We start from the raw sequence: 26,853 nt of genomic DNA, 5'->3' as shown, positions 1-26,853 counted from the left end.
ATTACTCCTTCATATGACCACGAAATTGCGCTGGACGAATGCCAGTCACATATAAACTTACAAAATAAATCAATACTGCAACCGTCACATGGGCCAGTAACCAGGTTAATCTTAATACAGGCGATTGGGCTAACCAAAAACTCACACTACCCGTCATTAACAGCAAATAGACTGCCACTGCGGTATTGGCAACGCCTAACTGCAGAATATACTTAAGCCAACCTGTCATTGGTTGATAAATCCCTCGTCGCTTTAATAGGAACAACAAGATCGCACAATTAATATAACCTGCCAACGCCGAAGCCAAAGTAAGGCCTGCGTGAGCAAGAGGCCAAATGAACACCAGACACAGTAAGCTATTGATTAACATGACCAAAGCACCTACTTTGACCGGTGTTTTGATGTCCTGGCGAGCATAAAAACCTGAAGCAAGTACCTTAACCATCATGAAAGCTGGTACACCAGAACCCAGGGCAATAAGACTTTTTTGAGTTTGAATTAAATCATAGGCTGAGAATTTACCATAGGCAAAACAACCAGCAATTAAAGGCATGGCAAATAAAGACAATCCTAACGCGGAGGGAATCCCTATCAACAGTAACAAGCGCAATCCCCAATCCAGTGCGCGAGAAAATTTCTCGTTGCTTTGTTCCGCATGGCGTCGGGATAAATGAGGTAGAATAACCGTAGCAATCGCTACTCCAAACACACCTAAAGGAAAATCGGTCAGCCGATCCGTGTAGTACAACCAGGTCACACTACCCACTTTCAAGAAGGATGCAAAAATAGAATCAACCATTAAATTAATCTGCGCAATCGACACACCAAACAAAGCAGGGATCATCAATTTTAAAACGCGTTTTACACCCGGATCGCTCCACACCAATTTGGGTTTAACCAGCAATTTTCGTTGGTAAAGGAAAGGGATTTGAAACAATAATTGAGCGATTCCCGCGATCAATACCCCCCAAGCCAAGCCAACGACGGGCTGGCTAAGCAATGGGCATAAATAAAGCGCCGCCAGAATCATGCAGATATTGAGTAACACGGGTGTAAATGCTGGAACGCCAAAATAACCATAGGTATTTAAGATAGCGCCAGCCATGGCAGTTAGGGAAACCAGCATTAGAAAAGGAAAAGTTAAGCGCAACATTTCTGTTGCAAGCACTGAACGTACACTGTTCTCGCCAAAACCTGGTGCAAAAATAAAAATAATCACAGGGGCTGCCAAAACCCCGATTACTGTGACTATTGAAAGAATCACTCCTAATTGCCCCGCAATACGAGCAATAAAAGTCCGTACTTCATCAACCGTCCGTGTTTGTTGATATTCGGCAAGTACCGGCACAAAAGCCTGTGAAAAAGCACCCTCTGCAAATAAACGGCGCATAAAATTGGGGATTCTAAAAGCAACATAGAAAGCATCCATCCCTGCCTGCGCACCAAACAGTTGCGCCAGTATCATATCGCGTGCAAAGCCCACAAGCCTAGACATTAGCGTCATTATCGACACAAGGGAGGTAGAGCGCAGCAGGCTTTGTCGTTTTGGTACCATGGTTTCAATCGCAGACATAGTTTAATTAATTTTTAAGGCGTGCTCTATGATATACCGAGAAACCAGTTTTTATTGATTTTTAGCAAAGATTTTTTATCTTTTTAAATTTGGCTGTTAACTTTCTGTTACAGTAACTGAATTGCAGAAATAAAAGGATTTTCATGATAGTCAATTCACTCCCTACTATCGCATTATACTCCCTGGCACCAGCGTTTGCTATGATCCTCGGTGGTGCAATTGCCAGTGTCTATCAGCCCAATGATAAATTAACCGCTGCCACGCAACATTTTGCAGCAGGTGTCGTATTTGCCGCGGTTGCGAAAGAGTTGTTACCCAAACTTGGCGCTGAAAATGAACCTATAGCGCTCATTATCGGTTTTTCTTTAGGCGTCATTTCGATGCTGTTGCTTAAAAAATTTTCAAATAGGCTCATGGAGAATGAAGAGCAAAGAAAAGGAATTTCACTGGGTCTAGTAAGTGCAGTGGGTGTTGATTTATTCATTGACGGTATCTTAATTGGTGTTTCCTTTTTGGCAGGAGCCAGAGGAGGCATCCTGATTGCCATCGCCTTGGCAATGGAAATTCTATTTTTAGGGTTATCAACCACAGCAACCTTAGGCAGCCGCTCGGTGGGAATTAAAACTCGTTTACTGCTAAGTTTTTGCCTTGCTTTATTGATCCCCATTGGCAGTATTGTTGGTGCCACTTTATTATCGCAATTACCCATTGTTATTACCGATGGTTTCCTGGCTTTTGGTGTAGCAGCCTTGCTTTATCTGGTCACAGAAGAATTGTTAACCGAAGCCCATGAACAAGAATTTACTGAAACACCCGTCATTACAGCCTGCTTTTTTATTGGATTTCTTTGTATTTTGCTATTGGAAAATCTTGCCAGCTGAATAGTACTCAGTAATTAAATCGGACACCGGCATAGGCACGTTCAAGGGCGACAATTTGTTCGGTGCTAATCTTTACACGCACAACGCTCTATTTCTTTGGGTATATTGACAAATTCTGGCGCATTGTGCATGATCAGCATCTTTTGTGACATCTGAAAATGAGTGGAGATTCTTAAGTGGCAAATATTAAATCAGCGATCAAACGTGCGCGCCAAAACGTCAAACTGCGCCAACATAATGCTAGTGCACGTTCCATGTTCCGCACCTTCGTTAAAAATGTTCTTAAGGCTGTTGAAGCTGGTGATAAAGAAGCTGCCAGTGCTGCCTATGCTAAAGCACAACCCATTATTGATAAAGCAGCTGGTAAAGGCTTGATCCACAAAAATAAAGCTAACCGTATTAAAAGCCGCCTGAGCGCACGTGTTAAAGCCATGGCAGCTTAAACCCAGTGTTTCCGTCGCTCTAAGTCTGTAACGTAAACACCGAACCGGGTTTCCCGGTTCGGTTCCTCTTTCTCACAACAGTGCTACCCTTTCTCAAAGCTCTTTTTAGATAAAATAAGGCTCTCTGCCAAAAATTATTCTTGCCTAAAATTATCTGCGAGGATCAGAACTTGCGTTTAATACTTACCACTGGAATCTTAATATCGCGCTATCTTGAATGATAGCGCGACTCCTTCAATTACATTTTGATTTGAGTCAGCCCGAGAACGCAATATCCTGCTGATTCAATTGTTCATAAGCACGTTTGGCTGGCACATATTGCGGGAATTGATTCCTTAAGCGATCCAGGATCATCCGTGAATAAGCCTCATCACCACTGTTCCATTCACTTAAGGCATCGAAATACATTAAATCAGCTGATTTATCAGCTAAAGACGGCACCTTGTTGATGGAGATAGGTTCAATGAAACTAAAGCGCTCTTGCTGCTGGGCATCCATCCATCGCAACAATTTACTTGCTTGTGGACTACCATTTGCACTGGCTTGTTCCAATAATTTCTTGCCCAACTCAGGTTTGCGTTCGCCCAAGAGACCATCTAAATACATTTGAGCTAGTTGATATTGGGCATAGGCGTTATTGTTTGCAGCTAATTCCTCATACAAACGTGCTGCTTGTTCATTATCTTTAGGTATGCCTAAACCATACTGATACATCCTGGCCAGTGCAAGCTTGGCCTTTTCATTCCCTTTTGCTGCTGCTTGCTGGTAATAACTAGTCGCATCAGCAAAATCAAGTTTCGTAGCAACCCCTGTTTCAGATAATAATCCTAATTGATACAGTGCATCGCCATCCCCTAAAGCGGCTGATTTTTTATACCAGTGCAGGGCCTGTTGTTCATCTCTGCTACCTAAGGCACCCGAAAAATAGAGATCGGCAAGCTGTGTCATTGCTTTACTATAGCCAAGTGATGCTGCTTTGGTATAAAAATCTTTTGCTTTGACATAATCAACTGGCAAGCCCTTACCATCCTCATACACCAGTCCGAGGTTATATTGGCCCACTGCATCATTCTTTTCCGCAGCCAATTGGTAATTTTCTAATGCTTTCAAGTAATTATCATCAACCGTATCATAGATAAAACCAAGCGCTACTGATGCTCTGGGGTAACTGGTTTGTGCAGCTGCGTACCATTTTTTAGCAGCAGCATAATCGGGTTGAGTACCTATACGACCCAATTGATAAAGTTGACCAAGCAGATATTGGGCTACAGGCTCTCCTTGTTCTGCAGCCAAACTGTACCATTTTGCAGCTGTTGTCCGATCGATTTGGCCACCAAAACCTTTATCGTAAAGATAACCTAACTTCAGTTGCCCCTCTTTATCCCCTTTTTCAGCAAAATGCTGGTAAATATCACGAGCCTGTTGCATTTTTTCGGGATCACTGGCTTGAGCGAGATAATAATCAGCAAGCAATAAACCCGCTTTACTATTGCCTAACTCACGCGCCTTATCTAAATCAGCGAGGAAGGTTTCTCCTGATTGTTGTTTCAATACCGCTAAATTCAGGTTGGCATAGGAAAAATTCGCATCAGCTGCTTGTTGTAAAAGCGCCCTCCCCTTTTGCAAATCCTTGGTAAGCCCAATGCCTTGGCTGTAATAAGTACCAAGAATGAAAGCAATGGCTGGATTCATCGCAGTTTGCTGATACCAATATAAGGCTTCCACTTGATTGGCCGCTACCGATAAACCTCTTTCAAACATCATTCCTAATAATAAAGCAGCACGACTATCACCTGTATTCGCTTCTTCCTTGGCTACAGCAAACGCTTGCGCTTGCTTTTCTGGGTTGTCATCCATCGCATTATAAAACGCCAAGGGTAACCGGGCTTCGGCGACACCATCTGCCACTGCTCCTGCATAAAGTCGTTTAATTAGTTTTGTACGATTTCTCTTCGCAGCAACACTTAAACCATTCTTCGATTGCTTAACCAGATAATCCGCCAAATGGTATTCCGCCAAACCATAGCCATTGGCTGAGGCAAGATAATACATTGCCATTGCTTGCTGCATGTCAGGCTGAACAACCACAGTACCATTAGGCTCAGTGAACCCTTTTTCATAAATGGAAGCCAACACATACTGAGCATAAGGATTTCCTTTAAAAGCAGCATCAGTCATCCAATTTATTCCCTTTTGATAATCAACGGGGGTTGTTTGTCCTTCCAGATATAAAATACCTAAATTGTATTCAGCCCGTACATCTTGTTGTATAGCAGCTAACTCATAGTAAACAATTGCCTGCTGTGGATTTTTAGCAACGGCAACCCCATATTGATAAAGCTGTCCTAACTCAAATTGGGCATCAGAATCGCCAAGAATTGCCTGGCCATACAGTTGGCTAAGAACTGCTTGGTAATTGGCTTGATGCTCCCATCCTTTCGTCATTTCATCAAAATAATCAAAACGTTGCGGCCCAGCTTTATCAGGATAAGGCAAGCCCTCATTAATCATGGATACTCGTGCTTTATGCTTTAAAACTAACGATTCATTTTGCTGTAACGCCTCTATTTGTTGATCAAGAGGATAACGGGGGAAAATTAACGCTGTTTGCTGATTACTGCCCATGCTTGGCGCAAGGAGGTCAAAATAATCATTAATAGCAATATCATTGGGCTTAACCATAACAAATTGGGGTTTATATAGTTCAGCCCGAGTGACTCCTTCCATTTGTGGAGCCTGATTATAATTATTCTCTTTTAATGCAAGAGGATTTTTCCAGGCACTATAGATACCCCCTAAACGATACGTTTCATCCTCAGTGAAAGAGCTTGTTTTATCATTACTTAACCAACGGGCAGCTTCGTTCAGCGCGGTCACTTTCGCTTCATTGGCAGCCGTTTCTTTCGCTTTTAGCTGCCATTGCTCTGCCAAACGCTCATCAGCAGCGACTCCTGTGCCCTCTTTATACATTAAAGCCAAGGCTTCCTGCGCCTCACTAGAACCATTCTGCGCTGCTTGCAACATCCACATAAAAGCAGTTTGTGGATTATTAAAACTAGACTCTGGTATTAAATACAAACGCGCCAGAGCCAGCTCTCCATGAACATCATTTTCAATAGCTGCTTTAGTAAACCAATCTTTGGCAACTTGGAAATTTTTTTCTTTTACCGCCATTTCACCGAGCATGAGCATAGCTGGCACGTACCCTTGTGTTGCCGATCTTGTTATTAAATCTTGTGCCTTGGCCTTGTCAAGACCGACTACTTTACCGGCAAGGTACAGTTCACCCAGGGCTAATTGGGCTTTAGGATTCCCTTGATCGGCCGCTTTGGTTAACCAAATCACACCAAGCTTTTTATTTTCGCCATGACGACTATCCAGGAAATGATCTCCCAAAGTATATTGCGCAATCGCATTACCACTTTTGGCAGCATCAATATAGTAACGTCTGGCTATATCAGGATTCTCTTTTGTGCCAAGACCAAACAAATAAGCAGCTGCACAGTACATTTGTGCCTGTATATCCCCTGCTGCCGCCGATTTTTTAAACCAATACAAAGCCTGCTCGAGATTTTTTGCCTCTACGAGATTATAACGGGCAAGAAATTGCTGGGCTGGCAAAACGCCTTTCTCCGCAGCCTGATTGAAATACCGCAGAGCCATAGCATTATTTTTTAATTGACCATAGCCATAGAGGCGCATGCGGCCTAAATAATAATCTGCAATGGGGTCTTTACCCGCCTGATTAATTAGCGTCTGTGCAGCCAATGGATAATTCCCCTGACGATAAGCATCCAAGCCATTAATCGCAAAGGCAGCTTGACCTCCAGTAGCAGCAACCAGATAAAACCATGGTACGAATGATTTCATGGTAATTCCCCTCTTTATTTGTTTACCACAATAATTGCGGTTTACTGCGCAGGAATAATGCCGTATCGCACTACTTCCCTTAATGCCCCATTTCTTGTATTGGAATTGACTATCCAATAGTTACCCCGATTATTCATACCATAGCGGACGTTCGTGTACTCACAGACGGTAATACTTTCCGAGCAATCCACAATTTTGCCATAGCGTGATTTCTTATCAGGTACCGTACAAATAAATTTTACCTGTTTCTCACTCGTTGATAACACCGCCCATTGACGAGGGTTAATGGCATGATTTAAATACATACTACGCGAGCTTTCTTCATCTCTCATTTGATAAAGGCTCACGGGCTGCCCCAAGGTATTAAACAAGAAATACATCGATTGCCGATCGCCACTTTTTCCAGGCAATAAATGCAATGTCTTCAGTTCAAACTGATACCCAGTATCCCGACACCCAAGTGGGAGTTTATTATTATCTTTTTCTTCCGCCTCAGCGAAAACTGATGCCGAAAATACAGAGAAGAACAGTGCACCAGTTAGACTCAGTTGAATTATTTTTTTCATTGCTGTTTCTCACTCATCATAACTGGACGAACAATCACTTTTGTTCCCAGATAATTATTTTTCTCAGTAGAGGTCTCAACAAAATCATGATTGAGCCATTCAGCATCACGAGTAAATAATCTCACGCAACCGTGACTGGCACGATAGCCTGGTATGTCAAATGAACCATGTAAAGCAAACCCTTTGTGGAAATACATGCAATAAGGCATCTTCGCTCCACCACGTCCTATTGGGTAAACATTGGAACGGCATTTTTCATTTTCTTTGCTGAAGAAACGAAATATACCTGTCATTGTTTTGCAGGAATGAGCGCTATCGGGACATTTATCCCTACCAGAAGAAATAGGTCCCCATTTTACCAACTGTCCTTGCGCATCATAGGCACCCCAAGCCAGTTTATCCTGGTCTACAATCACTTGTTTTTCACCTTCAGCATCAATTCTTAAAGGGAATGGAGAGAAATCCAGGAGCGTTTTTTGAGCCAGGTTACGTGGTACAACAATCACCTTCCCTGCCCATAAATAATTATAAGACCGATTTAAACGCTGGACGATATCGCGTTGCTGTTCATCAGGAAACAATTTCTCCCAGCTTTGTCCACTCCCAACTTTGATACATTGGTATTGCGGGTAAGCACAAAGCCCTGTACCATAATAACTCACTGCCTTGGCTTGAAAAGCCACCATCATCAGTGTAATCACTCCGGCAAATTTTCTCATGTCGTGATTCCCCTAATTAACGTAATCTTTGTAATGCAAGAAGTGTGCTTAAATGCGATTTCACCTTCTAGCTACTATTTCGGTCATGGAATTAAAAAGTTTAGTTACCCAGCAAATATAATATAACCAACTGTTTATATTGGATAAAATTGAAATTCCAACGCTTAAGACAACAAGACTAAATGTCAAAAAATTAGCTACTTAGAAAATAAAAATTTCTTTTTATTCTTTTTGTGAACGGAAAAAAATCTATAAATTGCCGCCGGCAAGGTGTCAGGGAGCCATCCAATTCAGATCTCATGACTTGGCTAGAATGTCCATATTTTGCTAACTTATTGGTGAAAATGTTGAAATATTCGTGTTGCCAACTCCTGGTTAATGCCATTAACCTTGGCTATTTCATCAAGAGGGGCTTTCGCTAGCTCACGGAGACCACCAAAACGACGCAATAACGCCTGTCGTCTTTTAGGCCCAACCCCCTCAATGGTTTCCAGAGATGAATCAAGCCTCGCTTTCTGTCGTTTTTTTCTATGTGCACTGATGGCAAAACGATGGGCTTCATCGCGAATATGTTGTAAAAGATGCAAGGCAGGGGAATCAGCAGGTAAAGTCCTTTCCAGTTCATCCGTCGCTAAAATCAACCGCTCCCATCCCGCTTTTCGTTCGGGTCCTTTAGCAATACCAACCAAGGTTACTCCCTCTATTTGCAAGGCAGCAAAAACACGTTTTGCCACCGCGACCTGCCCCTTACCACCATCAATAATCAGGACATCGGGCAAATGCTGTTCTTGTATCAGGCGCTTAAACCGCCGGAAAATAGCTTGCTCCATAGCGGCATAATCATCACCAGGAGTAATACCATCAATATTAAAGCGGCGATATTCTTTTTTACATGGCCCTTGGGCATCAAAAACTACGCAGGAAGCAATCGTAGCCTCTCCCTTCGTATGACTAATATCAAAACACTCCATCCGTGTAATAGGAACATCTCGCTCTAACAACTCATTCAAGGATTGATATCGTTTTTTCATCGTTGCTGATGAAGCCATGTAGTCGGCTATAGCCAACCGTAAATTATCCCGGGCAAAATCTAACCAGCGTGCTTTAACACCCCGTGGAGCAATTTGAATTTGGCAGTTTTTTCCGCGTAATTCACTCAACATTGATTGCAAAAGATTAAGTTCAGCAATCGGTTCATGCGTAATGATCAAGGCAGGGATTCTCTCCGGCGCATCAACATAATAAAAAGCGATGAATGCTTCAAAGACTTGCTCCCACAATGCTCGCTCATCATTTTTTTCGTCAAAACTCAGCTTGGGTACAGAAGGGAAAAAACTTTGGCTCGTTAACACATGCCCATCACGTACTGTGACACAATGTATACAAGCGAAACCAGGCTGTGCCTCAATGGCAATCACATCCGCATCCCCACGTAATTGCACGACACCTTGTTGTTCTTGTACAAGGCGCAGACTCTTGATCTGATCACGCAAAACAGCAGCCTCTTCAAAAGCAAGACGATCTACAGCCTGCTCCATCCGTTTAGCCAATTCCTCCAGGATTAATTGAGATTTTCCCTGCAAAAAACGAATTGCATCATTAACTGACTGCTGATAATCCTTAGCGGAAATATAATTTGTACAGGGCGCACTGCAACGTTTGATTTGGTATTGCAAGCAGGGCCGTGAGCGAGTGCTGAAATAGCTGTCCCGGCAATTACGAATTTTAAAAACCTTCTGAATGGTATTTAAAGTTTCCCGTACTGCCGCCACACTTGGATACGGACCAAAATACTCGCCTTTTTGCGGTTTTTTCTTACTGCGATACAATTCCATGCGTGGGAACGGGTGGTTAGGAGTAACGTGAATATAGGGGTAAGACTTATCGTCCCGCAGCAACACGTTGTATTTGGGACGCAATGCCTTAATTAAATTACTTTCCAGCAAAAGTGCTTCGGTTTCACTACGTGTCACACTCACTTCAATCGACGCAATCTGATTTACCAAAGAGCGTGTTTTAGCACCCGCATTTTGCTTAGTAAAATAGCTGTTAACCCGCTTTTTTAGACTACTTGCCTTCCCTACATATAACACCGTACCTTCGCTATTTAGCATACGGTAAACACCGGGCTCATTAGTGAGATTGGCTAAAAATTTATTCAAAGAAGCTGGAATTAATTTTTCATTCATGCACTGTACCCAATCCAGTAAAACAGGCTTGTGGGTTATCTAATTGCTGCAGAAATGCCTTTTACGATGCGTTATTAGTTTATTATTATTCATCATGTAAAGCATCATTAGGCTGTTCAATGACTCGATGCTTCATTGCCAGGAAGGTAAGTTCTACATCATTTTTTATACCCAACTTATCAAACATACGGTATCGATAACCATTGATAGTTTTACTGCTTAAAAACAACCGATCAGCAATATCCTGTACAGTCATACCACTCGTGATCATCAGCATCACTTGCATTTCTCGTTCAGACAACAAATCAAAGGGAGAATCCTGTACTGCTTCCAAACTGTTAATTGCCATTTTCTGCGCAATTTCGGCACTTAAATATTTTTCTCCTTTCGCTACCTTACGAATTGCTGCAGCCATTTCTTCGGCTCCAGATTCCTTTGTCAGATAGCCCATAGCACCAAGTTGCAGAACTCTTGTAGGCATTGGCTCTGCACACACAGCAGTTACAGCAATGACTTTCACTTGCGGATTCGATTTCTTGAGCCGTCTGGTTACTTCCCAGCCGTCAATTCCCGGCATTTTCATGTCGAGTAAAACCACATCAGGTTTATGAGATTTAACCAACGTTAATGCCTGTTCGCCGCTTTCTGCATCAGCAACCACATCCACATCGGGTAAATCCTCTAGTAATCGTCGAATCCCCATTTGTACAAGAGCGTGGTCATCAACAATTAGAACTTTAATCAAGCGTTGCTCCTTGACTGTATCGCCAATGAACATGAGATATGCTCTGATATTAACAAGACTGACCAGGCATTACAATTGGAACTGATTTTAATCATTTCTTTCACCATCAATTCTTGAATTATCTTGCAATAGCACTACAACCACAGCCATTTTAAAACCTCTATCGCTCTACATTTAGCATAAACCAACATTCTACGCTTAAGCTTTGTAAATTTTTTAACAAGCAAGAATATGAACATTAGGATTATCTTTATCCACTGGAAACAGCGGTGGATATTCACCTAATTCTCTTGCACGTTGAATATACTTATTAATATCAGACTCTACCAATTTATACAAAATTTGGTAATCGTCGATCACAAAATAGACTGGTTGCAACATATCAATGCGATAAGGCATGCGAAAGGCAACGACAGGATCAAATAGCACACGCATTGCTATATCACTCTCAACACTGTAAGCCGTTTCACTGATAGAGGACAATATCCCCCCACCGTAAGCACGAATACCTTGTGGTGTTTTAATCAAACCAAACTCAACCGTAAACCAGAATAGACGTTGTAAAAGAGGCCATTCTTCTTCCGGCAACTCCAAGACTCTACGCGCATAGGTGCAAACAAAATCGGCATAAACAGGATGCGTTAACATAGGACAATGCCCGAATATTTCATGAAAAATATCAGGTTCTTGCACGTAATCGATTTCTTCTTCACAACGAATAAAAGTGGCAGCAGGAAATTTTCTCTCAGCCAATAATTCAAAGAATTCACGGGCTGAAATCAACGCAGCAACTGGGGCTACTTGCCAACCAGTTAGTTCTTGAAGACGACCACTCACATCAGGCAATTGGGGAATTTGTTTAGCAGTCAAACCAAGATTTTGCAAACCCTGGATGAACTGCTCGCAAGCTCTTCCTGGAATGATTTTCATTTGGCGCTCATAAAGCGTTTGCCAGATACGATGCTCTTCAGGGGAATAGGATACCAGACCTTGGGCATCAGGCTGATGAGAAACGTAACGGCTAACAAATTCCATAGTGACTCCTAACACAAACAAAACCTAAGGGCTGTTAACAATTCTACTCTCTTCGCACGTAGGCCTTGATTTCTGTGTTCCAGAAAATCAAGGCCTACGTACTCAACTTGGCGAATTGTTGACTGTCCTTATAAACTCAGATGACTTAAATTATAGCGCTTTGCTCAATTGTGCAAGACTTGTAAAAAACATTAGCATAAAAGCTTCAACTGGATTTTATCAATATTGCACAAAGTTTATCTTCCAAGGCTTTGTATTTTTCTGGGGAATCAACAAAACCATTAATCATAATGGAAAAAATAAGCGTTCTTTTCGTCTTGGTTTCAAGGTAGCCCGATAAAGAAGAAACAGCCGACATTGAGCCCGTTTTTGCATGTACTTTTCCCCGTGTTAAAGGGTCTTTCATTCTATCTTTAAGGGTTCCATCCACTCCTGATACAGGCAGAGAAGAAATAAAATAAGCAGCATAATCAGAGTAGAATGCTTTCTGTAATAAAGCAACGACTTGCTCTGGAGTAATAAAATTATAACGAGAAGCGCCCGAACCATCGATGAGTGTTGTTGGTGGAAAATTCAAATGCGCTGCTTCAGCCAGAATAGCCCGCACTGCATTATTGCCATTGTTGAAACTGCCCGCTTCATGGGTATAGAGAGCACCTATGGTCTTGAATAGGGATTCTGCAATACCATTATCAGACTCTTTTAACATGGTTGTAATTAAAGCCTTAAAGGGTAGTGAATCCTGCTTTGAAAAAAGCTCAACTGGAGAGGAACTCATTTTTCTAAACTCTATTTTTTTACTCACTTTAATATGATTTTTCTTTAATAAATAATTCACCAGTAACCGAGTATTCTCACGGGGTCCGCTAATGGCCATCGTTACATTTTGAGGCTGTGCGTTTGTTTTAATACAACCACTGATTGCATAGGTTTTATCCCCTTCTGGTTTGACTTTAATAGCACAATCTTTCGTTGCTGGCGCCTGAGTAGTCACTTGATTAATGAAACGAACAGGTTGAGGGTACGCAGGCAGTTTAAGTGTCGCCGGCTGCCCTGGTCTGGCAGCGGGAACAAGGGTCGCATTAGCACAATTTTGATTAATAATCAGAGCACTAACTGGAGCTCCCCAACAGAAATCCTTATCATCCCAGGTCGTGCCAGGGCTCATCGCTTCATTATCAAAAGCGGTATCATCAATGATGACAGCACCCTTAATTTTTTTTATCTCAGCTTGAGCAAGGGAACCAAGCAATTGCTCGAGTTGTTCACTTGTCAGCCTGGGATCTCCAGAAAACTGGATGTATATATTATCCTGTAAAATGCCGTTTTTAATTTTAGTTTTATCGACAAAAAGGCGTGTTTGATAGCTAAAATCAGGACTGAAAGACTCTAATGCTGCAAGGGCGGTAAATAATTTTTCATTACTGGCAGGCATAAAATAACGATCAGCGTTTCTTTTATAAAGGACTTTCGCAGTTTTCGCGTCTTGAACAAGAATACCGATATTTATATTCTCACCAAACGTTTTCAACGCTTCATCGATATTCTTGCTTAATTGTCCTGCCGTCACGTTTTTATTTGCAAAGCCAGTGCAAGACATAAAAGAAACAAACAACAGTGTTAGCCAATAGATTTTTTTCATCACTTAGAACCCATTATTTTAGGTCAGTTGACATTTCTACTATAGATCACATCCTAACCACCCCGGCTAGCGAAATGTTAACCTCCCTCTGGTTATTTGCCTAAACGCCGAATTTGCGAAACGGGTATGAATGTTTCCGTACCGTCATTGATTCGTCGTTGCTCTCCTTTCCAAGCATGCCCATAAACGACTTCATAGCTGAGCGGATATTTAGCATCGGTGGTGCATAGCGTTTTATACCCCGCTTCAAAACGTTGCCAACTACCTTTTCCTGTTAATCCTGCATTACGTGCCTGATTAATATTACGTACACCTTGCGCTTTCAAACTACGCACCAGTTGTTTTAAACTGGTATAGTGTACTTTCAACACTTCCATATCCACAACTGGATCAAGAAAACGTTCACCCAACAAGCAATCCCCTATATCGTGCATATCTATGAAGTCATTGGTATGCGCATAATTATCCGCTTTAAGCCAAGCTTGTTTTAATTCTTTAAAGGTATCAGGACCTAAGGTCGAAAACATCAAGCAGCCCTGGATATTCATGACTCGATTTAACTCTCGAAGGACAGTTGATAACGGTTGAATCCAATGAATCACTTGATTAGCAAAGACCAGATCAAAGAGGCCACTGGGGAAAGGTAGCGCGGCCATATCCGCATTGACTAAATGCCATTTGCGTCTCCAACCTTGTTTTTTATTGGCCAAGGTTAGCATCTCATAAGCCAAATCCAAGCCGATAATCTGTGCTTGCGGATACTGTTTTTTAAGCAACGCGGAAAAAATACCTGTGCCGCAACCTAAATCAAGTACATAACGCGGATTAATCTTTAAATAGTGCAAACGCTCAAATAAACGCTCACCAATTTCATGTTGTACTTTGGCTGCCTGCTCATACTCAAAAGCATGCCTGTTAAAGGTATTGCAAATTTCTATTTTCAGATTCATCATGGACAATGGAAAGAGTTTATAAAGGAATCCAACGCTCGTGCGCCAAAAAATTACCAGTATAGCACAGTTACTGCGTTTGCCTTCGGTTTGTGTGCTGTGCCAGCAATATCATCGCAACCCATTTGCTGTTTGCCAACACTGTAATGATTTATTCAAGCGAATCAATCATTCCTGTTATTATTGTGCTCTTCCCTTAGCCGATGCAAAATTTTTAGTATGTGGTCATTGTTCCCAGAAAAAACCAGCCTTTGATCATACCATTACCCGTTATTATTTCGAGGAACCACTACGGACTTTGATCCATGAATTCAAATATCGTGATGCCTTCTATTTACGTACTTTTTTAACCAAACTCCTATTAGATGCGTTACTGGAGAAAACTGTCTCAACACAATGTATAGTTCCTGTTCCACTTCATCCCAGGCGATTACAACAAAGGGGGTTTAATCAAGCAGCTGAACTCGCTAAGCTATTGGCAAAACAACTCAAAATTCCTTGCGAACTCAACCTTTGCAAAAAAATTATTCACACCATCCCCCAAGCCAATCTAGGAAGTCAACGGCGTCGTAAAAATTTACATCAGGCTTTTCAAGTTAAAATAAATAGCTATAGCCATATAACGCTAATTGATGACTTATTAACGACAGGCAGTACTGTGAATGAATTAGCAAGGCTTTTCAAACAGCAGGGAGTAACACGTGTGGATGTTTGGTGCTGTGCCCGCACAAGCAGTTAGGGACGTATTTCTATTATCCAGGCGCTTATGGCCTGATTTTTGTGCTTCGCTGCCCACATACAGGTGGGTATGCTCCACGTCGGTGCTGGAATAGCAAGCCATCAACACTCAAGCTAAGGAAATGTAAAAAGTCCCTTATCACTAACTGGTCAAATAACGTTGAAGATCATTCAAAATAAGTTGTACTAACAAGACACAAAATACAATTACCGCTAAACGATGAAGAAGTAATTCCCAAGCAACTGGCACTGGTTTCCCACGAATTTTTTCCACAAGCGCATAAATAATCGAGCCGCCATCAAGTCCTGGAACAGGAAATAAATTGACCAGACCGACAACGAGACTTAAACTAGCAATAAAATACAAAAAAACTGCAAATCCCTGCATAAAAGAATTTGCTGATGCAGCCAATAAACCAATCGGTCCCAACAGTACGGCAAAAGGAATCATTCCCGTAAGCAACTGCTTTAATATAACTAAAAAGAAAATCAATAACTGCCCTATCTTTTCAATAGAATGCCACATCGAGCTTAAAAGAGACTGTCCTTTTACCTGATAGCGATGTTGTTTTAACGAATCGGGTTCAATGCCAAGGGTTGTTAATAGAGTTCCTGCTCCACGTTTGTAAGTCCATTTTTGTAAATCAAGCGTGAGGGAACGCGATTTTTTTTCGCTATCAAGAACATTTATCCTGACCTCAGCCTTACCAAGTACCATGATAAGGCGCATACCTACCTCTTGCCAGGAAGAGGTTTCCTGAGCGGCTATTGAGGTGATCTGATCGCCTGCTTTAAAACCCGCTTTAGCTGCCAGACTTTGTGGAACTACTTTTTGGATAACTGGAGCATTCTGTTGATAGCCTATAGTAAACATGATGGTTAGCATAAGCCAGGCTGTTACCAGATTTGCGCCAGCACCAGCTAGTAAAATAACACAACGTACCCACACGGGTTTTTTATCAAAACAAGTGTTATATTCTTTTTTGGGAACAGGCTGAATCCGCGAATTCAGTAATTGCACATAGCCACCCAGCGGCCAAATGGCCCAGACCCATTCACAACCTGATTTTCCTCGCCAGGTTAATAGGGGCTTGCCAAATCCAATGGAAATTCGTTGAATTTTTACCGCAAACCATTTTGCCGCAATTGCATGGCCAGCTTCATGAATACCCACAACCATAACCAGAGTCAATACAATGGCAAGTAAAGCCAGAATCATCAAACCCTCCAGTTAACGTGTGTTATCGACTACTAATTGCAACATGGGCTGTCCACGGCGTCCAGTTAATTCATGCCCTTTTCTATATACTTCGAAAGTGCGATAGGCCTGTGCAGTTTCGCTATCAACCAGCTCCACATCATCACCTTGATCATCGACCAACGTCACTGTTAAATGCATTTCACGAAACTGACTGATATGGTAACGCTCTTTAAAGAGGCGCAATACACTTAATAAGCTTTCAGCAGCTTCCTCACTATTATGTTTGCCTTGAAAAATAATATCCATCTATTACTCCTATCAGGATAATCTTCCTGTGCAAAACCTACTTACCTCTATTAGCGGCGAAAGTGAACGTTACTTGAGTGAAACATGAAAATATATTCATCTCCTTTGCAATCAATTTTACACATAATATTTCGTTAATATTTTCATAATATTTCTTTAAGACTAAATCAGTAATATATGCCGCACGAACCAATTATCAGAGTTGCATTTATTTTTCAAAGATACGAAAAAATATTGCAGATAATTTTTTATATAACAATTAAGGATAGTTAAAAAATGAATAGAGAGTTGTAAAAATGTTGAGTAAAAACGTTGTGAAAAGATTAGTTGAAATTGAAAAACGAGTCAGCGAATTAAATGAATTACTGAAGAGAGTAGAGCTAGAAAAAGAAGCGCTTGCACGATTTAAATTAAAAATAGGCGATAAACCTTCTGTAAAACAATTTGAGCAATTAAGAGTACTCACCAATATAACTCTCGGACGAGAAGCACGAGCAGAACAAGAACTGAAATCACTTGCTTTAGAGGAAGCCATACTAACTCAAACAACGCCTATAACCTATGAGCGCATTGTTATTGGTGCAGGTGTCGCTGGTACCATGCTGTACGGCGAACTACCCACCGAACTACGCGCGAAAAAGAATAAAGATGGTACGCCTGCAGTGATTGTTCTTAATGATCCATTAAGCTGGGATCAATGGCGTAAAGATGGCCATACCCTCATGGGACAACCAGCAAAAGTACAAACTCCGCAAATATATAGCACTCGTTCTGAAGATTTTGCTCGCGATGAGGTTACCAAACGCAATCCCTATCAATACACGATGGCCAATGATTTTTATCATGCAACGGTTTGTACCCAACGTGATTTTGGTATGACTATATTAAATGCAACAGCTATTGCCATCGAGACGAAAGCAACTTATAGCGGTGATATAGCCTGGGAAGAAGATGGTTTTCCTCATCGTATTGCGGTAAAAATCCTTGATATTCAGTTTTACCTCTACACTGCACATATTGATCTTTGCACTGGTCCTGGTCCTACAAGAAAATTAACATCAACCCAAGTTGATTCTGTTCTGTCAAAACAACTATTAAGCACTGGCAAGATGATTTATGGTCAAGATCATGGTGATGCCCGCTTAAAAGGGAATGTTGTTTTTTATGGTGGTGGAGCCAGAAATGCAGCAATGGTTCTCGATATCATCAATGGATGCCAACCAGAGGTTACCTCTTTTGTTTGGGTAGCGCGTGACGGACAGAATTTTGATACCAATAACATGTTCAACCGACAATTTGCTGATTTGGATGACAATCCAAAGGCTAAAATGGCCCTGGGTGATTTAATCAAAATAGAACTTGGCGATACAGGCAGCCTTAATCTTACCTTCGGAAAACCAGTAAAACAGCGTAAAACAAAGGTACTTCCTGAAGTCACAACGCTGGTTTGTGATCAATTAATCGTTGCCATTGGCCAAGAGCCCCATCCTCTAACCAGCTCTCTAAAAGGATTTGTACCTTGCCAGTTGGAAAGAGGATTGAGCGATTTAACCGAAACGGAAGTCCTTCCTCTTGGTACCCGTTCAAGCGATGGCACTATCGTATGTTGGGGGGCTGCTGGTGTCATTGGGACTGGTCTGGATGACAGTCGTTCATTTATTGACATTGGGCTTAAACATGCACAATCTTTACCGCGAGAAAGCAGGGCAAACGTCGGTATTTTCCGTAGTTCGATTATGATAGAAAAAATGGTAGAGCTACTGCGTGCATTCTATCCAGCGAAATTTATTTCAACAGATAAATCCTCTCATCGCTATGATCTACCTGACATTAACCGCGCCAGTCGTAGTGAACTCTATGAAATCATTAGAGAAACAATGAAAGCTACGTTGACTGCGGAAGCCTGTTTGATATTAGCGGATAAAATTCTTGAAATCCGTAGTAAACTACCGACTGGGCTTGAAGATATTGATGTTCTGGCAAATGAAGTTCCAGCACCAGTGCTGAAGGCATTGAAAGAAGCCTATGTTCCTTTCTATATTGAAGAAATAGTAGAACCAAAGGTTAAAGTAGAACTGCCGCAATTAACATCTGTACCAAAATCAATTCTGCCTATCAGCGAAGAAGATGGGGTTAGCACCACTGTAATCGCTGAAAAATCGACTAAAAAACCAACGTCTACTAAAGTCAAGATTTTGGACAGCTCTGACAGGTTCTTTAGTACAAGTGTCCCTGCCCCCAAGCCAGCTAGAAGCGAATTCAATGCACTGGTTGAGGAGCTCAGAGATGAAGAGGACGATAATATTCAATTACCTATTATCCCTGTAGAAAGCAGTAAGAAATCTCAACTATTGGATGAAATGGATGGAAACACGGCCAATCTTACCGAGATCTCCGTGTATAGTTGATAGTTTTTAATTGATCTGGTGCTATTTTGCTGACTTGGGGTATAATGTGTCCACTATTCTCGACCTTGAGTCAGTTTAATGCCCTACCAGACATTACAACAATTTTTAAAATTAACGACGGCTGAAAAAATTTCTCTGAAGCCTTTACTTGAACTAAGTGAGGCTCTGGAGCAAGGAAGGCTATCATCTCAGGAACAAGTAGCCTTAGCCAGCGAGATTGAAAAAATCGACTTCGCTCTTCTGATTAGAGCGGCTCTTGGTAACCCGAAACTCAATACCCTATGTAAGCATCCAAGCTTGAATGACATCTGGAACGAGAAATGGCGTCTTTGTGGGCTTAACCCACCGCGAACTGGAGAGCCTCCTCAAGCGGGCAAACCCATTCACGAATACAAACCCCAATCTACCCTGCACACCTTCGAATTGTTAAAAGGTATTTTTGTCTATGGCCAATACAAACGCCACCTTAAAGCCGAAGAAGACAAATTCAGGGCTTATGCACCCTCCTATCTGCAACTTGCAGCCTATCTGGGCTATTTTCCTGCTCTTAGTGGCTTATGTAAACAAGCCCTGGCTAAAAAATCCCTGAAAGACGCTCTCCACTACGCTTTGAAAGCCGCGGAATTATATTGGACACCCGGTTATTTTTTACTGGCCATTACCACCTATACACTAGCTGCGCAGGATGACAATGAGAGCTTCTATCAAACAGCGTTGTTGCAACTGATTATAGCCGAGAAACTAATGCCTTATGCAGACGACATGATAAACAATGCCTACCAGGGAAAATCCGTTGCAAGGGCCTTAGTGGAAGCTGGTTTAACTGATCTGATTGGACTGAAACAAGAGCTTGCTCGCCTTGCAGGCGTATCAATGTCTTGGGTTACGACCACTCTCTACAAGCAAGCAACACAAGAAGTCAATAAAATTGTAGCTGAAACCTCTTCGAGCAACAAAAATGAAGACAGCCCCGGCTCGAAAGAAGAAATGAGTGAGATGGAAATGTTACCACGTCTTTCACTTTAATTTTTCATGTGGATAGATAGCTATTATATCGCTCTCAAGTCTACAAATTTCCCGGGTAATAGTTTACAATTCCCTGATAATCTGCTGCCTTTAAATTGAATTCTATGGTGTTTGTCGCCTGTGGACTAAATCATGAAACTGCCCCACTGACAGTGCGTGAAAAAATCGCACTGCCTCTTGCTATGCAAGATAAATTACTTAATGAGCTAATTCGTTTACCTGCAGTAAACGAAGCGGCAATGTTATCAACCTGCAACCGTACCGAAATTTATTGCGACACAGACGAGCCAGAAAATATAGCCCCTTGGCTTGCCTATCAACATGAATTGGCACCCGAGTTATTATCACCTTATCTTTATATTCACCACGGCCATCACGGCATTCGCCATACGTTGCGCGTTGCCAGTGGTTTGGATTCAATGATGCTTGGTGAACCGCAAATTCTTGGCCAAATGAAACAAGCCTATCAATATGCCTGTCAGTTAGGAACGGTGAAAACAACTTTACGCTCTGTCTTTCAATATATATTCAGTGCAAGCAAACGGATTAGAAATCGCAGTGGCATTGGTAAAAATCCTGTTTCTGTCGCCTATGCTGCAGTGCAGTTAATTGGTCAGTTATTTCCCAATCAAAACGATTTGCAAGTCTTTATTATTGGCTCTGGCGAAACTGCGACCCTCGTTGCCAAGTACTTGCATAAACAAGGTGTTAAGCGCTTTTTAATTGCCAGCCGTACCCGCGAGCATGCTCAACAGCTTGCTAGCGATTTCGGCGGTGAAGCATTAACTATCGGTGATATCCCGCAATACCTGTCTCAAGCGGATGTGGTGATTTCTGCAACCGCCTGTCCACTGCCCTTTATTAATAAAAGTTTGGTTGAACATGCCCTAAGCAAGCGAGCACAAAATCCAATGTTCTTTCTTGATTTGGCTGTACCCCGCGACATTGAAGCAGACGTGGGTGAGCTGGAAGCTGTTCATTTGTATAACATCGATGATTTGCAATCGATGATTACCAAAGGAATGGATGAGCGGCGTTCTGCAGCCCGGCAGGCTGAACAACTCATTGATTGTGAGTTGGATAATTATATTCGTTGGCACCGTTCATTACGTGCTAAAGAGGTTATCTGTGATTATCGCAATCAGATGCAAGTAGTCGCGCAGAAAGAATTACAGAGAGCCCAGGACAAATTGTCAGCAGGCCATTGCCAGGATAGTGTACTACGTGAGTTTTGCGAGCGGCTGGTGAATAAATTAGTCCATCATCCTACTGTGGGCTTTCGTCAAGCAGCATTAGACGGGCGTGAAGAACTCTTTGATTTGGCGCACTATTTATTTAATCCTTTAGTACAGTCTCCTTATGAAGAAATCTCTTGAATTAAAATTGGAGCAAATGCTCGAACGCTTCCAGGAAATTAGCCGTTTACTGTCAGAAGCATCGGTCATAGCGGATCAGAATCAATTTAAAAATTTATCAAAAGAATATGCTCAACTAGAGCCCGTTGCCACTTGCTATGACGCTTATATACAGGCGCGTAATAATGTCGTTTCATTGCAAGAATTACTCGATGGAGACGATGCCGAGCTCGCAGCGATGGCAGAAGACGAAATGGCCAGCGCCAAAGAAAAAGTCGATGAACTTGAAGAGCAATTGCAGTGGCACCTGATTCCGAAAGATCCTGATGATGAACGAAATATTTACCTTGAAGTGCGCGCCGGTACTGGCGGTGATGAGGCAGCTATTTTTGCCGGTGACTTGTTCCGTATGTACAGTCGTTATGCGGAAACAAAAGGTTGGCAGGTTGAAATAATCAGCGCCAGTCACGGAGAACATGGCGGCTACAAAGAGGTCATTGCACGTGTCAGTGGTAATGCCGTTTACTCAGAATTAAAATTTGAATCCGGCGCGCATCGTGTGCAACGTGTACCAGAAACAGAATCACAGGGACGCGTCCATACCTCAGCCTGTACGGTAGCTATTTTACCGGAAGTTGAAGAAATTGATGACATCCAAATTAACAGTGATGAACTGCGTATTGATACCTATCGCTCATCAGGAGCAGGCGGTCAGCACGTCAACAAAACTGATTCAGCCATTCGCATCACCCATCTCCCAACAGGGGTGGTGGTTGAATGCCAAGATGAGCGCTCGCAACATAAAAACCGTGCCAAAGCGATGGCCTTATTAAAAACACGCTTACTTGATGCAGAGCAAAGCAAGCAACGGCAACAGCAGGCACAGACACGCAAATCGCTCGTAGGAACCGGTGATCGTTCTGAACGGATTCGTACCTATAATTTTCCCCAGGGACGCTTAACCGATCATCGCATTAATCTGACGCTTTACCAGCTCAATGATGTCATTGCTGGTGATTTGTATCCTGTCATTGAAGCCTTACAGCGCGAATACCACGCCGAATTACTTGCTGAATTGGGTCATCATGATTGACATTAAAAACGCTCTGTTACAAGCCATAACCAAGCTTGAAACACAGAGCACCAGTGCGCGCCTGGATGCAGAAATTCTTCTCGCCCATGTCCTGCTCAAAACACGCACCTATCTTTATACCTATCCCGATGCAAACTTAACTCAAGCCCAGTGGCAAACCTATCAACGCCTCGTTGATCAGCGTTCGCAAGGCGTTCCTGTCGCCTATTTAACCGGTACACGTGAATTCTGGTCTCTACCGCTAAAAGTCTGTGAGGATACGTTAATACCGCGTCCAGAGACAGAGCTTCTCGTTGAACTGACCTTAGCTCAGCTGGCTGATAAACCACAAGCAGAAATTCTTGATTTAGGAACAGGTAGTGGTGCTATTGCACTCGCTTTCGCGTCGGAATGCCCTGACTGGCAAATTACTGCCTGTGATTTTAGCCAGGGAGCCTTACAGACTGCCGAAGAAAATGCGGCACGTTTGGGATTAGGCAATGTCTGTTTTTGCCATTCTGATTGGTTTGAAAAGATATCAGCACAACAACACTTTGATGCTATCGTATCTAATCCGCCCTATATAGCAGCCAATGATCCCCATCTTGCTGAAGGCGATGTACGCTTCGAACCAAGTTTGGCTCTGGTTAGTGGTGAAGACGGATTAACTGCTATAAAACACATTATTAAACATAGTATTGCTAGGCTTAAGCCTGGCGGGCTATTATTATTAGAGCATGGCTTTGATCAAAAATTTGCGGTAATGTCTATGCTTAATGAATATGGATATGTACAGGTTCAATGCTGGCAAGATTGGCAAGGTAATGACCGCGTAAGTGGTGGCAAGCGAATTATTAGTTGATGACTAGAATGATTTTTGGTATACCTAGCGCTTTTCAATCGCATGCCATAATGGCTTGTTGAACAGGATGCAACAAGGAGGCATAGATGCCAGAGCAATTAACCGATTCAACCAACGAGAGTGTACGAAACGTGAAAAATGACGCCGTTAGCAGTATGGGAATAGCCCCCTATCAGGAAACTGAAGGCGAAGAATATATGAATGACAAGCAATTAGCACATATTGAAAAAATATTGCTTGCTTGGCGTCAATCGCTGATGGAAGAAGTTGATAGAACAGTAACTCATATGAAAGATGAAGCTGCCAACTTCCCTGATCCCTCTGATCGAGCTAGCCAGGAAGAAGAATTCAGTCTTGAGCTCAGAACCCGTGACAGAGAACGTAAATTAATTAAGAAAATCGAAGATGCCCTTGAAAGACTTCGTGATGAAGATTTTGGCTATTGTGAAGCTTGTGGTATCGAGATTGGTTTACGGCGCTTAGAAGCACGTCCTACTGCAACTTTGTGCATAGACTGTAAGACCTTATCTGAAATTAAAGAACGTCAAAACCAGGGTGGTTAATGTGAACAAGCAGGGCTTTAAGCTCTGCTTGTTTCTTACTTCGACGTCCCCAACAGGCTAGTAATCTATAATCAGCCTTAACCATTGAGAATAGATTGTGCCTTGGCTACATATCGTGCCACAGCCCCCTTGTTCGCTTCGAGAACCATCGTTGCATTAGTCACCAGATTTCTTTTTCTATTTCCATCCTGATGCAAAGCAATGATTCGCTCGATCAACATATCTGCATTTTCCACCAACTCGATAGCCTGTGCCTCCTGCAAATCACGACAGATGGTTTTAAAATTATGAACCTGCGTTCCACTAAGGACTGGGACTTTCATAGCAATAGGCTCTAATACGTTATGCCCGCCCACCGGCACCAAACTACCACCAACAAACGCATAATCACTGATTTGATAAAAGCCTAATAACTCGCCGAGAGAATCCAGAATAACCACCTCATTCTCTTTGCTTAGCGTTTCTTTCTGACTACGCAAACCCGTGTTAAAACCAAGCTGGACACTTAATTGATGTACTTTCTGAAAACGTTCTGGATGGCGAGGAGCAATCAACAGAATCATGTTATCAATACCGGCCTGCAATTTTTTTAAGCGCGATAACACCAACTCTTCTTCATCTTCATGGGTACTTGCCACCATGACTACAACACGCTCAGCGCCCCAGCTGGCTTTTAACTCTAAAAAGAGCTCTGTATTAATGTTTTGTGTTTGCAAATCAAATTTCATATTACCTAAAACAATCACCTTGGACGCCACTGCACCAAGAGCTTTAAAACGTTTAGCATCATCCTCACTTTGCGCCAAAATAGCATTAAATTGATTTAGCACCGGTTTGAATAAAAATTTAACTTTGCGATACCCCTGATAAGAACGCTCTGATAAGCGGGCATTAACCAGAAAAAGATCCATCTGTGCTTTATAGGCATAATGAATTATATTGGGCCATAACTCTGTTTCAACGATCAGTCCTACACGAGCTTTCGTTCTTTTAAAAAATCGCTTGGTTACACCAGGGAGATCATAAGGCATATACTGGTGAATCACTTTTTCACCAAAACGCGCCCGTACTCGTTCCGCACCAGTAGGCGTCATGGTCGTTACTAAAATCGTCCATTGCTTCGCAAGCAAGGCATCAATCAAAGGTGTAGCTGCAATCACCTCTCCTAAAGAAACAGCATGAACCCAGATATCAACCTTTATATCCTCTCTGTCGTTTAAAACAAAACGCTCTAATATCCGCTGTCGATAAGCCGGTAATTGACGTCCTTTCCACCATAGCCGTAATAACATATATGGTGTCATCAAATACATTAAGAATGAATAAACGTGTCGCATAAACTACCCTATTGAAAAAAGCAAAGTATATATTTATTTTACTCTTTTGGGTTAATAATTTAAGAAAAAGTACTAGACATCATTATCGAAGTAAATTTCTTAAAATAACTACACACTTTCGTAGTGTGTAGTTATTTGATACGAAAAAATTAAAACACCCCTGCTCTCATTAAGCAAAATTAGTCAGCACAATTTTTCCTAGAGCGTTTCCATTTTCAAGATGGGCATGCGCAGCCTCTACTTGAGTAATGTTAAATTTTTGCTCATCGATTAAAGGACGAATAAAACCTTCATCGACTAGGGTTGCTATTTTAGCTAGTATTTCTCCATAATGAGCGCGCTTAATACCGGTGATAAGAGGTAAAGGCTGCAATACCAGATGAATGGATAACCCTTTGAAAAATGCGGGGGATAAATCATAATTGCCAGCAGCAAGAATGGAAATCACTTGACCAAAAAGAGCGGCCGCCTGAAAACATTCACTAAAATTTTCTCCGCCTACCGTATCAAAAACAATCTCAAAGCCTGCGCCATTAGTATGCTCAGCAACATACGATTCGATCGTTGTCTTTTTATAATCTATTGCAAAATCAGCACCCAATTGCTTGGCCATCTCTAATTTTTTAGCCGATGAACCCGTTGCGAACACTTTGGCACCCAGCCATTTAGCTAGCTGTATCGAGATGTGACCAACACCGCCTGTACCACCATGAATGAGGACTGTTTGTCCTTTTTTCACCTTAGCATAGGTGACTAAACCTTCCCACGCCGTGAGAGAAACCAAAGGCAAGGAAGCCGCCTCAATCAAGGATAGCGTTTTAGGCTTAAGCGCAATTAAATCGGCATCAGCCAGTACGTATTCAGCTAAGCCGCCTCCCATATCAAGAAGCCCCCCAACACAGCCATATACTTCGTCGCCCACAGAAAAGTCAGTAACACCCTCCCCCACTTCCTCAATAATACCTGCGACATCGCCATGCAAAACCATTGGAAAAGATTTTACCAAATCAGGGAAATAACCTTTACGCATTTTATAATCCAGTGGATTAACGCTGGTAGCAACGACCTTAATTAATACATGGCCAGGTTTAATCTCTGGTTTTGGTAAAGTAGCTTCTGCAAAAACATCTATATCCCCAAACTTGGTTAAAACGATGGATCTCATCTTTTCTCCTGATCGCGATTAATGGACGGACGTTGCTAAATTTAAGCCGAAATATACTTTTTTTAATCAAAATTGTCAAAAAATTCTTAATCACCCATTGCTTTCGATATTAAAACTTAAGGTCCTTCCCTGCCACTGCATACTCATGAATTGACTCCTCGCCTAAACCCTAAACGACAAGGATTGTCATCCTTATCCTTAGGGGCT

The 26,853-nt window shown here is 42.1% G+C and carries 22 protein-coding genes; 9 read left to right on the top strand and 13 right to left on the bottom strand.

Going from position 1 to position 26,853, the window contains the following annotated elements:
- Nucleotide 1: 1 nt before the first annotated feature.
- Nucleotides 2-1,555, bottom strand: a complete 1,554-nt coding sequence (gene murJ, locus DYC89_RS04200; protein ID WP_115222652.1) for a murein biosynthesis integral membrane protein MurJ — start codon at nucleotides 1,553-1,555, stop codon at nucleotides 2-4.
- Between the two features lie 161 nt (nucleotides 1,556-1,716).
- Between murJ and DYC89_RS04195 the strand changes: the two genes are divergently transcribed.
- Both DYC89_RS04195 and rpsT read left to right on the top strand, forming a co-directional pair.
- On the top strand, nucleotides 1,717-2,454 hold the full coding sequence (locus tag DYC89_RS04195; RefSeq protein WP_115220639.1) for a ZIP family metal transporter: 738 nt from the start codon (nucleotides 1,717-1,719) through the stop codon (nucleotides 2,452-2,454).
- Between the two features lie 176 nt (nucleotides 2,455-2,630).
- Nucleotides 2,631-2,897: a 30S ribosomal protein S20 gene (gene rpsT, locus DYC89_RS04190; protein WP_115220638.1), complete on the top strand. Its 267-nt coding sequence runs from the start codon at nucleotides 2,631-2,633 to the stop codon at nucleotides 2,895-2,897.
- A 255-nt stretch (nucleotides 2,898-3,152) separates the two neighbouring features.
- Here rpsT and DYC89_RS04185 read toward each other — a convergent pair whose 3' ends face one another.
- The 8 genes from DYC89_RS04185 to bioC form a co-directional block, all read right to left on the bottom strand.
- The gene (locus DYC89_RS04185) at nucleotides 3,153-6,767 is read right to left on the bottom strand and encodes an SEL1-like repeat protein (protein ID WP_115220637.1); all 3,615 of its coding nucleotides are present in this window, start codon (nucleotides 6,765-6,767) and stop codon (nucleotides 3,153-3,155) included.
- Between the two features lie 41 nt (nucleotides 6,768-6,808).
- Complete coding sequence (locus DYC89_RS04180; protein ID WP_115220636.1) at nucleotides 6,809-7,333, bottom strand: endopeptidase IV; 525 nt, start codon at nucleotides 7,331-7,333, stop codon at nucleotides 6,809-6,811.
- Complete coding sequence (locus DYC89_RS04175) at nucleotides 7,330-8,052, bottom strand: L,D-transpeptidase (protein WP_115220635.1); 723 nt, start codon at nucleotides 8,050-8,052, stop codon at nucleotides 7,330-7,332. The genes DYC89_RS04180 and DYC89_RS04175 overlap by 4 nt, the downstream gene beginning before the upstream one ends.
- Before the next feature lie 332 nt (nucleotides 8,053-8,384).
- Nucleotides 8,385-10,241, bottom strand: coding sequence for an excinuclease ABC subunit UvrC (uvrC, locus tag DYC89_RS04170; protein ID WP_115220634.1), 1,857 nt, complete (start codon nucleotides 10,239-10,241; stop codon nucleotides 8,385-8,387).
- Nucleotides 10,242-10,326: 85 nt separating this feature from the next.
- Entirely contained in the window at nucleotides 10,327-10,986 is a 660-nt protein-coding gene (letA, locus tag DYC89_RS04165; RefSeq protein WP_181879316.1) for a two-component system response regulator LetA, read from the bottom strand.
- Nucleotides 10,987-11,202: 216 nt separating this feature from the next.
- Nucleotides 11,203-12,021: a phenylalanine 4-monooxygenase gene (gene phhA, locus DYC89_RS04160; RefSeq protein WP_115220632.1), complete on the bottom strand. Its 819-nt coding sequence runs from the start codon at nucleotides 12,019-12,021 to the stop codon at nucleotides 11,203-11,205.
- 205 nt (nucleotides 12,022-12,226) lie between these two features.
- The gene (gene dacB, locus DYC89_RS04155) at nucleotides 12,227-13,663 is read right to left on the bottom strand and encodes a D-alanyl-D-alanine carboxypeptidase/D-alanyl-D-alanine endopeptidase (RefSeq protein WP_115220631.1); all 1,437 of its coding nucleotides are present in this window, start codon (nucleotides 13,661-13,663) and stop codon (nucleotides 12,227-12,229) included.
- Nucleotides 13,664-13,755: 92 nt separating this feature from the next.
- Nucleotides 13,756-14,613 carry a malonyl-ACP O-methyltransferase BioC gene (bioC, locus tag DYC89_RS04150; protein ID WP_115222650.1) on the bottom strand — a complete coding sequence of 286 codons (858 nt, stop codon included), beginning with the start codon at nucleotides 14,611-14,613 and terminating at the stop codon, nucleotides 13,756-13,758.
- Between the two features lie 40 nt (nucleotides 14,614-14,653).
- On the opposite strand from bioC, the gene DYC89_RS04145 reads away from it, so the two are divergent.
- Nucleotides 14,654-15,352: a ComF family protein gene (locus DYC89_RS04145; RefSeq protein ID WP_181879315.1), complete on the top strand. Its 699-nt coding sequence runs from the start codon at nucleotides 14,654-14,656 to the stop codon at nucleotides 15,350-15,352.
- Nucleotides 15,353-15,493: 141 nt separating this feature from the next.
- On the opposite strand, the gene DYC89_RS04140 is transcribed toward DYC89_RS04145, so the two are convergent.
- Both DYC89_RS04140 and DYC89_RS04135 read right to left on the bottom strand, forming a co-directional pair.
- On the bottom strand, nucleotides 15,494-16,570 hold the full coding sequence (locus DYC89_RS04140; protein WP_115220630.1) for a M50 family metallopeptidase: 1,077 nt from the start codon (nucleotides 16,568-16,570) through the stop codon (nucleotides 15,494-15,496).
- Nucleotides 16,571-16,582: 12 nt separating this feature from the next.
- Nucleotides 16,583-16,858, bottom strand: coding sequence for a hypothetical protein (locus DYC89_RS04135; protein WP_115220629.1), 276 nt, complete (start codon nucleotides 16,856-16,858; stop codon nucleotides 16,583-16,585).
- Between the two features lie 296 nt (nucleotides 16,859-17,154).
- On the opposite strand from DYC89_RS04135, the gene DYC89_RS04130 reads away from it, so the two are divergent.
- From DYC89_RS04130 to dksA, 6 genes are all read left to right on the top strand, one after another.
- Complete coding sequence (locus DYC89_RS04130) at nucleotides 17,155-19,266, top strand: hypothetical protein (protein ID WP_115220628.1); 2,112 nt, start codon at nucleotides 17,155-17,157, stop codon at nucleotides 19,264-19,266.
- 78 nt (nucleotides 19,267-19,344) lie between these two features.
- The gene (locus DYC89_RS04125) at nucleotides 19,345-20,292 is read left to right on the top strand and encodes a DUF5630 domain-containing protein (protein WP_115220627.1); all 948 of its coding nucleotides are present in this window, start codon (nucleotides 19,345-19,347) and stop codon (nucleotides 20,290-20,292) included.
- A 104-nt stretch (nucleotides 20,293-20,396) separates the two neighbouring features.
- The gene (hemA, locus tag DYC89_RS04120; protein ID WP_220271765.1) at nucleotides 20,397-21,668 is read left to right on the top strand and encodes a glutamyl-tRNA reductase; all 1,272 of its coding nucleotides are present in this window, start codon (nucleotides 20,397-20,399) and stop codon (nucleotides 21,666-21,668) included.
- Entirely contained in the window at nucleotides 21,652-22,740 is a 1,089-nt protein-coding gene (prfA, locus tag DYC89_RS04115) for a peptide chain release factor 1 (RefSeq protein ID WP_115220626.1), read from the top strand. The genes hemA and prfA overlap by 17 nt, the downstream gene beginning before the upstream one ends.
- A complete protein-coding gene (gene prmC / locus DYC89_RS04110; RefSeq protein ID WP_281271376.1) occupies nucleotides 22,733-23,581 on the top strand; it encodes a peptide chain release factor N(5)-glutamine methyltransferase in 849 nt (282 codons plus the stop codon). The genes prfA and prmC overlap by 8 nt, the downstream gene beginning before the upstream one ends.
- A gap of 86 nt (nucleotides 23,582-23,667) precedes the next feature.
- Nucleotides 23,668-24,144 (top strand): RNA polymerase-binding protein DksA, encoded by a 477-nt coding sequence (dksA, locus tag DYC89_RS04105; protein ID WP_019218097.1) that lies wholly within the window; start codon nucleotides 23,668-23,670, stop codon nucleotides 24,142-24,144.
- A gap of 77 nt (nucleotides 24,145-24,221) precedes the next feature.
- On the opposite strand, the gene waaA is transcribed toward dksA, so the two are convergent.
- Entirely contained in the window at nucleotides 24,222-25,481 is a 1,260-nt protein-coding gene (gene waaA, locus DYC89_RS04100) for a lipid IV(A) 3-deoxy-D-manno-octulosonic acid transferase (protein ID WP_115220625.1), read from the bottom strand.
- Nucleotides 25,482-25,650: 169 nt separating this feature from the next.
- Nucleotides 25,651-26,646 carry a zinc-dependent alcohol dehydrogenase family protein gene (locus DYC89_RS04095; protein WP_115220624.1) on the bottom strand — a complete coding sequence of 332 codons (996 nt, stop codon included), beginning with the start codon at nucleotides 26,644-26,646 and terminating at the stop codon, nucleotides 25,651-25,653.
- Between the last annotated feature and the right edge of the window lie 207 nt (nucleotides 26,647-26,853).

Source organism: Legionella donaldsonii (assembly GCF_900452385.1).
Lineage (GTDB): Bacteria > Pseudomonadota > Gammaproteobacteria > Legionellales > Legionellaceae > Tatlockia > Tatlockia donaldsonii.
Note: the sequence above shows the minus strand (reverse complement) of the source record. Positions and strands in the feature narration are given on the sequence as shown.